Source organism: Kitasatospora sp. NPDC092039, from assembly GCF_044756065.1.
Classification (GTDB): Bacteria; Actinomycetota; Actinomycetes; order Streptomycetales; family Streptomycetaceae; genus Kitasatospora.
The window spans coordinates 500,479-508,268 of sequence record NZ_JBIVSD010000004.1 but is presented as its reverse complement, the minus strand read 5'-3'; the positions used below and the strand labels follow the sequence as shown (position 1 = coordinate 508,268).

The 7,790-nt window shown below is 75.0% G+C and carries 6 protein-coding genes and 3 tRNA genes; 8 read left to right on the top strand and 1 reads right to left on the bottom strand.

What is annotated here, in order from left to right:
- From ACIQI7_RS11850 to ACIQI7_RS11830, 5 genes are all read left to right on the top strand, one after another.
- Positions 1-1,731, top strand: a 1,731-nt coding sequence (locus ACIQI7_RS11850) for an LCP family protein (RefSeq protein ID WP_401107832.1), incomplete at its 5' end; no start/stop codon positions are given.
- Positions 1,732-1,887: 156 nt separating this feature from the next.
- Positions 1,888-2,346 carry a ribosome silencing factor gene (rsfS, locus tag ACIQI7_RS11845; protein WP_387748248.1) on the top strand — a complete coding sequence of 153 codons (459 nt, stop codon included), beginning with the start codon at positions 1,888-1,890 and terminating at the stop codon, positions 2,344-2,346.
- The gene (locus ACIQI7_RS11840; RefSeq protein WP_387749248.1) at positions 2,343-2,993 is read left to right on the top strand and encodes a histidine phosphatase family protein; all 651 of its coding nucleotides are present in this window, start codon (positions 2,343-2,345) and stop codon (positions 2,991-2,993) included. The genes rsfS and ACIQI7_RS11840 overlap by 4 nt, the downstream gene beginning before the upstream one ends.
- A 276-nt stretch (positions 2,994-3,269) precedes the next feature.
- Positions 3,270-3,342, top strand: a tRNA-Ala gene (locus ACIQI7_RS11835).
- Between the two features lie 43 nt (positions 3,343-3,385).
- A tRNA-Ala gene (locus tag ACIQI7_RS11830) sits at positions 3,386-3,458 on the top strand.
- A 75-nt stretch (positions 3,459-3,533) separates the two neighbouring features.
- Here ACIQI7_RS11830 and ACIQI7_RS11825 read toward each other — a convergent pair.
- A complete protein-coding gene (locus tag ACIQI7_RS11825) occupies positions 3,534-4,433 on the bottom strand; it encodes a helix-turn-helix transcriptional regulator (RefSeq protein WP_401107828.1) in 900 nt (299 codons plus the stop codon).
- Positions 4,434-4,535: 102 nt separating this feature from the next.
- Between ACIQI7_RS11825 and ACIQI7_RS11820 the strand changes: the two genes are divergently transcribed.
- The 3 genes from ACIQI7_RS11820 (at position 4,536) to ACIQI7_RS11810 (ending at position 7,762) form a co-directional block, all read left to right on the top strand.
- Complete coding sequence (locus ACIQI7_RS11820) at positions 4,536-5,975, top strand: MFS transporter (RefSeq protein ID WP_401107825.1); 1,440 nt, start codon at positions 4,536-4,538, stop codon at positions 5,973-5,975.
- A gap of 320 nt (positions 5,976-6,295) precedes the next feature.
- Positions 6,296-6,368, top strand: a tRNA-Ala gene (locus ACIQI7_RS11815).
- A 98-nt stretch (positions 6,369-6,466) separates the two neighbouring features.
- Entirely contained in the window at positions 6,467-7,762 is a 1,296-nt protein-coding gene (locus ACIQI7_RS11810; RefSeq protein ID WP_401107822.1) for a hypothetical protein, read from the top strand.
- Positions 7,763-7,790 lie beyond the last annotated feature (28 nt).

The window sequence follows — 7,790 nt, the reverse complement described above, 5'->3', positions numbered from 1 at the left end:
CCGTACGAGCAGCAGTACGACCAGTACGGGCAGCCGGTGTACGGGCAGGACCCGTACGGCTACCAGCAGCAGGGCTACCAGGGGTACGACGGGTACCAGCAGGGCGGCCAGGCCGGGCAGACCGGGCAGTTCCAGCAGCCGCAGCCGCAGTCGTACGAGCAGCAGCCGTACGAGCAGCAGTACGACCAGTACGGGCAGCCGGTGTACGGGCAGGACCCGTACGGCTACCAGCAGCAGGGCTACCAGGGGTACGACGGGTACCAGCAGCAGCCGTACCAGGCCGCCGAACCGGTCGCCGCCGAGCCGCAGCCGCCGGCGCCGGCGTCGTCCCCGGCACCGGCCGCCGCTGCCGCGGCCGCCGCTCCGCCGCGGCCGCGGGTGCCCCGGCCCGCCGCGGAGCCGGCGCCGGCCAAGGCCGAGCCGCCGTCCGAGCAGGTCGCCGGGGCGCGGGCCGGGAAGGCCGGGAGCAAGGCGCCCAAGGACAGCTACACCACGGGCGAGTTCACCTTCGTCGACGAGGAGGCGGAGGAGACCGAGGACGTCATCGACTGGCTGAAGTTCGCCGAGTCCCGCAGCGAGGTGCGCGCCGAGCGCCGCCGCAAGCTGCGCAACCGGCTGATCGGCCTCGGTGTGGTGGTGGCGCTCGCGGCCGGCGGCGTCGGCGGCTACCTCTTCCTGACCGGCGACAAGCCGACCGCGGCCGCCGCCGCCGGCGGGCGCCAGGTCAACGTCGTCCACCTGCGCGACCTCCAGGGCAAGGTGTCCAGCGCGCTGCTGGTCAACGACGCCTCCGGGAAGAAGGGCACGGTGCTGCTGCTGCCCGACAACCTGCGGCTGCCCGGCCCGGGCGACCCGCCGGTCACCACGGTCGGCCAGTCCATGGACGGCATCGGCGCCTCGGCGACCCGGGAGGGCCTGTCCACCGTGCTCGGCGCCCCGGTGGCCGGCACCTGGCGGCTGGACACCCCGTACCTGGAACTGCTGGTCTCCCAGCTCGGCGGCGTCCGGGTGGACACCAACGCCGAGACCCACGAGGGCGGCAGGCCGGACGGCAAGCTGCTGTCCGCGGCCGGGAAGAACACCCTGCTCAGCGGGAAGGCCGCGGTCGCGTACGCCACACTGCAGAACCCCGGCGAGAACCGGGACGCCCAGCTGGCCCGGTTCGGTCAGGTCATGGACGCGGTGGTGCGCACCATGCCGACCGAGTTCAAGGACGCCAAGGACGACGTGCACCGGATGAACGCGGTGCTCGACCCCTCGCTGCCCGAGGACGCCCTCGCCGGGGTGCTCGTCCAGCTCGCCCAGCAGGCGAAGGACGGCCACTTCGGTACCACCGCGCTGACCGTCAAGCCGGACGGCAGCCTGGACGAGGCGACCGCGGGCAAGCAGGTCAAGGACGTGCTGGGCGGCACCGTGAAGTCCGCGGCCGCCGGGGACGCCCCGGCCCGGGTCGCGGTCCAGGACGCCAGCGGCAGCGACGCCGCGGCCGCCGCCGCGCAGGTCCAGATCGTCAACTCCGGTCTGACCTTCATCCCGGGCGGAGCCAAGGCGGCGCCCCAGCCCACCAGTGAGATCCGCTACACCGACGACGCCCGGCAGGGCGCGGCGAAGTCGCTGGCGACCAGCCTCGGCCTGCCGGACACGGCGGTGAAGAAGGTCACCGGGGACACCCAGAACGCGGACCTGCTGGTCGTGCTGGGCAAGGACTACCAGCCGCCGAAGGCCCAGTAGGGCGGTGGCCCGGGCCCGCGCGGCCCGGGAGCCCAGGGGCGGTGGCCCGGGCGGGCGCGGAAAACGGTTCCGGGCCCGCCCGGGCGGCGTGAGATCCTGGAAGGCGACCCCGGCCGCGTGCCGGGGCGCCCCAAGCCGCCGAGCCGGAAGAACACCGTGACCGTCACCGACCACAGCCAGCAGCTCATCACCGTCGCCGCGCAGGCGGCGGCCGACAAGCTCGCGCACAACATCATCGCCTTCGACGTCAGCGAGGTGCTGTCGATCACCGACGCCTTCCTGATCGCCTCCGCGAACAACGACCGCCAGGTCCGCTCGATCGCCGAGGAGATCGAGGACCAGCTGCGCGAGCAGCTGGACATCAAGCCGGTGCGCCGCGAGGGCGAGCGCGAGGGCCGCTGGATCCTGCTCGACTACCTGGACATCGTCGTGCACGTCCAGCACTCCGAGGAGCGCTCCTTCTACTCGCTGGACCGGCTCTGGAAGGACTGCCCCGAGCTGCCGCTGCCCGAGGACGCCCTGGCCTCGCGCAACCGTCCGGACGCCCACACCGACGAGGCCGGCAACGCCCTCGCCCCCGCCGACGACTTCGGCAAGCCCGAGGACCTGCACTGAGCCGGGGTGCGCGCGGCCCGCGCATCGTCTTCTGGCGGCACGGCCAGACCGCCTGGAACCTCGAATCGCGTTTCCAGGGCACCACGGACATCGAGCTGACCGGCCAGGGCGTCCTGCAGGCCCAGCGGGCGGCCCGGCTGCTCTCCGGGCTCCGTCCCGACCTGCTGATCTCCTCGGACCTCCAGCGCGCCCGGCGCACCGCCGCGGAGCTGGCCGCGGTCACCGGGCTGGACGTGCAGCACCACGAGGGACTGCGGGAGACCTTCGCGGGCTCCTGGCAGGGCCTGACCAACGCAGAGATCCGGGAGCGCTTCCCGGAGGAGTACGAGGCCTGGTCGGCCGGCGAGCCGGTCCGGCGCGGCGGTGGCGGCGAGCTGGCCACCGAGGTCGCCGACCGCTCGGTGCCGGTGGTCCTGGAGGCCGTCGGCAAGCTCCCGGAGAACGGCACGCTGGTGGTGGTCAGCCACGGCGGGACGATCCGCACCATGCTCGGTCGGCTGCTCGACCTGGAGCCGCCCCAGTGGGAGCGCTTCGGCGGGCTGTCCAACTGCTGCTGGTCGGTGCTCGGCCTGGGGGCGCGCGGCTGGCGCCTGCTGGAGCACAACGCGGGCACGCTCCCGCAGCCGGTCATCGGCGACGACACCTGAGCGGTCCCGGCGCGGGCGGCACCGGGTGAAGGCTCCCGGGCGGCACCGGGGGGATGACTCCGGGGCCGGTCCCGGCGCCGGTCCGGCGGGGCCTCCCGGGGTGCTCGAAGGAGCGCTCGGCTGGCGCTCGGCGGGGCCGTCGGCCGGGGCTCGGCGGGGCCGCCGACCGGGGCCGAGGGAGCGGATTTCGCAGTTCCGGCCCTGACCAGCTAGAGTCTTCCTCGTTCGCAGGGAAGGAACGCGGCCCGGAAGGGAAGCGGGAGATCCGGTGAGTGCGGGGCTATAGCTCAGTTGGTAGAGCGCTTGCATGGCATGCAAGAGGTCTGGGGTTCAATTCCCCATAGCTCCACTCCGCATCGGCGGTCGTGGTCAGCCAGGGTCGCCCGTGTCGCGGGGCTATAGCTCAGTTGGTAGAGCGCTTGCATGGCATGCAAGAGGTCTGGGGTTCAATTCCCCATAGCTCCACAGTGGTTCGGAAGGCCGTCACCCCAGGGTGGCGGCCTTCCGGCGTTCCGGGCCGCAAGGCCTGGGCGCCGCGCCTCAGGCCTCGCAGACGTGGGACCAGCCGCCGGGCGGCAGCGAGTCGAGCAGCTCGACCCGGGCCCGGTCCTCCGGCGAGGCCGGCACGTACACCACGATGTAGCACTCGGCGACGCCCGGCATCGTCAGATAGGTCGCGTTCAGCCGCAGCACCCCGACCTCGGGGTGGCGGAACACCCGCAGCCAGGTCTCCGGCGGCGCGACCTCCTGGCGCTCCCACAGCTCCCGGAACAGCTCGCTGCCCGCCGACATCCGCTGCACGTGCTCCTCCCAGGCCGGCTCGCCCACGTGCCTGCCGTACGCGGAGCGCAGCACCGCCACCATCCGCGGCAGGGTCTCCTCACGGTTCTCGCAAGGGTTGCAGCACGGCGGGGCGGTCAGCATGCACCAGAGGCTGTTGAACACCACCCCGCGGGACGGGCGCATCCGGTCGGTGCCGAACATCGCGCGGTACGGGCCGTTGAATCCCAGCACGTCGAACCGGGTGTTGGAGACCGCCGCCGGCAGCGGGGCCAGCGAGTCCAGGATCACCTGGATCGACGGCGACAGCTCCGGCGCGGCCGGCAGCGCCCGCGCCGAGGCGGACACCCCGGCCAGCCGGAACAGGTGCCGGCGCTCGGTGCCGTCCAGCCGCAGCGCCCGGGCCACCGCCAGCAGCACCTGCTCACTCGCGTTGATCGGCCGCCCCTGTTCGAGCCAGGTGTACCAGGTGACCCCGACCCCGGCGAGCTGCGCGACCTCCTCGCGCCGCAGCCCCGGCGTACGGCGGCGCAGCCCCGGCGGCAGCCCGACGTCCTCGGGGGTGACCCGCGCCCGGCAGGCCTTCAGGAAGCGGGCCAGCTCGGTGCGGCGGCGGTCGCGCCCGCCGGTCGCGGTGGGCAGTTCCTCCAGGACGGTCATGGCCCCATCGTGCCGCAGCCCGGCCCACCGGTACAGGTGCTGCCAGTACCAGGATCGGCAGGCTCTAACCACCAGTACCGGCGCGGCCCGAGGCTGGCTGCCATGACGGACCTTCAGATCCGGCCCGACGCGGCCGGACGCACCACCGGGGCCCCGGCGATCAGGCCCGGGCCGCTCCTCGCGCTCGTCCTGGGCGGGCAGTTCATGGCCGTGCTCGACCTCTCCATCGTCAACGTCGCGGTCCCCACCATCCGCACCGACCTGGGCGCCTCCGGCGCCGCCCTCCAACTGGTCATCGCCGGGTACACCATCGCGTACGCCGTGCTGCTCATCACCGGGGCCAGGCTCGGCGCCCGGTACGGCTACAGCCGGCTCTTCCAGCTCGGCCTGGCCGTCTTCACCGCCGCGTCGCTGGCCTGCGGCCTCGCCCCGGCGACCGGCTGGCTGATCGCCTTCCGGCTGCTCCAGGGGGCCGGTTCGGCCCTGATGGTGCCCCAGGTGATGAGCCTGCTCCAGCGCACCTTCACCGGTGCCGCCCGCACCCGGGCGCTCGGCCTCTACTCGGCGGTGCTGGCCGGCGGCATGGCGCTCGGCCAGGTGCTCGGCGGCGTCCTGGTCAGCGCCGACCTGTTCGGCAGCGGCTGGCGGCCGGTGTTCCTGGTCAACGTGCCGATCGGGGTGCTGCTGCTGGCGGCCGGCGCCCGGCTGCTGCCCCGGCTGCCCGGCGACGCCACCCGGGGCTTCGACGTCCCCGGCCTGGTGGTGCTCGGCGCGGCCCTCGGCCTGCTGGTGGTCCCGCTCGTCCTCGGCCACGAGCTGGGCTGGCCCGTCTGGGGCTGGGTGATGATCGCGGCCGGCGTGCTGCTGTTCGGCCTGTTCGTGGCCGTCGAGCGCCGGGTCGCCCGGCGCGGCGGACAGCCGCTGATCTCCGGGCGGGTGCTGCGCGCGCCCGGGCTGCGGCCCGCGGCCGCCGGACTGTTCGCGATCATGGCGGCCTTCGCGGGCTTCATGTTCGCCTTCGCCCTGCACCAGCAGTCCGGGCTCGGCCACACCGCGCTGGAGGCCGGGCTCTGCTCGGCGCCCGTCGCCGTCGGCTTCGGCCTGTCCAGCCTGCACTGGCACCGGCTGCCCGGCCGGCTGCACCGGGCCCTGCCGGCCCTCGCCGGGGCGCTGCTGGGCGGCGGCTACCTGCTGCTCGGGCTGATGCTCGGCGGCGGGGCGGGGATCGGTGCCGGGCCGCTGGTGGAGATGGCCGGGCTCGGCCTGGCCGCCGGCTGCGCGTACTCGCCGCTGTTCGCCCGGGCGCTCGCGGGGGTGGCGCCCGAGGACGCGGCCGACGCCAGTGGCGTGATGGTGACGGTGATCCAGCTCGGCCAGGTGATCGGGGTCGCGGTGCTGGGCTCGGTCTTCCTCGGTCAGGTCGACCTGCCGGCGCCGGCCGCGGCGTCGGGGGCGGCGCTGCGGACCACCCTGCTGGTCGACGCCGCGGCGGTGCTGGTCGCGGCGGGCTTCGCGGCGCGCGGCCGGCGGGTGGTGCGGTAGTGGGGGTGGTGCGGTAGCGGAGGTGGTGCCGGGAGGCGGCCTTGGGGGAGTTGCGAGGCGCGTGTTCGTGGCTGCGCGCCCCGGGTGTGAGGCGTACGCCCGGGGCGCGGGTGGCGGGGCTCCGGGGCGGGGGCGGCGGGGGCTCCCGGGGAGGGGGCGGCGGGGGCTCCCGGGGAGGGGGCGGCGGGGGCTCCCGGGGCGTGTGGTGCGGACCTCGGGAAACGGATTTCTGGAGCACGCCCCGGACCGTGTAAAGTAGTCGATGTCGCCGAGGGAAACGGCCGGAAACAACCGGGAACCACGGTGACATCGCAGGTCAAGGGGCTATAGCTCAGTTGGTAGAGCGCTTGCATGGCATGCAAGAGGTCTGGGGTTCAATTCCCCATAGCTCCACAGCAGTCGAGAGCCGCCTCCCGGAAACGGGAGGCGGCTCTTCGCCGTTCTGCCCGCGCCACCGGTCGGCGGGCCCGGAATCCCGCTACCGTCGTGCCATGGCCGATCTGGAGCGAAGGCGGAACGAGGAACTGGCCCGGATACTCCACCAGCTCGGCTGGAGTCCGGAACGGCTCGCCCGCGAGGTGAGCCTCGCCCTGCCGCCGGGCCTCGCCATCAGCTCCACCGCCCCGTACAAGTGGCGCGACCGCGGCATGGTGCCGCGCAGCCCGCACGACCAGGCCGTCTGCGAGGTGCTCAGCCGCACCCTCGGCATCGCCGTCACCTACGAACAGCTCTGGGGCCGGATGGGCGGCCACCGCGGCGCCAAGATCCTCTCGCCCCGGCTGCTCACCGACCCGTGGACCGCCGACACCGCCCAGACCGCACTGCGCGAGGCCGCCACCGACGCCGGCCCGGTCCGCCTCACCGACCTGTTCCGCAGCGCCGACCTCGACCAGGCCGCCGCCCGCCTCGACTCCCCGCCACCGCCCGTCGGCGGCGGGGAGGGCGCGCTGCGCGTCGAACCCGGGCTGGTCGGCGAACTCGGCCTGTCCTACCGCAGCAAGCAGAAGCTCGAACGGGCCTGCGGCGGCGGCCTCGTCCTCGGCCCCGTCCGGGCCGAACTCGCCATGCTGGCCAAGCTGCTGGAACTCGGCGCGTACGACGAACGGCTCGGCCGCGAGCTGTACGGCACGGCCAGCAGACTCGCCCGGCTGGCCGGCTGGGCCGCGTACGACCTCGGCCACGACGCGGCCGCCCAGCGCGCCTTCGTCGCCGCGCTGCGCGCCGCCCACGTCGGCGGCGACCCCCGGCTCGGGGTCGCCGTGCTCGGCGCGCTGGTCGTGCTCGCCACCCAGGGCCCCGGCGGACGCGGGCTGGAGGCCGTCTCCGCGCTCGCCACGGCCCTGGACACCCACGGCGCCGCGCTCAGCCCCACCGCCCGGGCCCGCCAGTACGGCCGGCTCGCCCGCGCGTACGGCCGCCGGGACGAGGCCGAGCGGGCCGAGGCAGCCGCCGCCCGGGCCTTCGCCGAGCTGGACGGCCTGCCCGGCGCCGAGGAGGCCCGGGCCGCCCTCGCCGGGATGGTGGGGGAGGGGCGGCTGGCGCTCGGCCAGCACCGGCTGGCCAAGGTGCTGCTCGCCGAGGCCGTGGCCGGGCTCGGGCCGGGGCGGGCCCGCTCCAAGGCGTTGCTGATGGTGCGCCTCGCCGAGGCCCACCGCAGGCTCGGCGACCAGCGGGAGGCGGCCCGCACCGCCGCGCTGGCGCGCTCGCTGGCGGCGGGGATGCAGTCCGAGCGGTTGGCGAAGGCGCTGCGGGAGTTCGACGCGGCGGGGCGGGCGGCCGCGCGGTGACCCGGCGTGCGGGTGGGGGTGGGGGTGC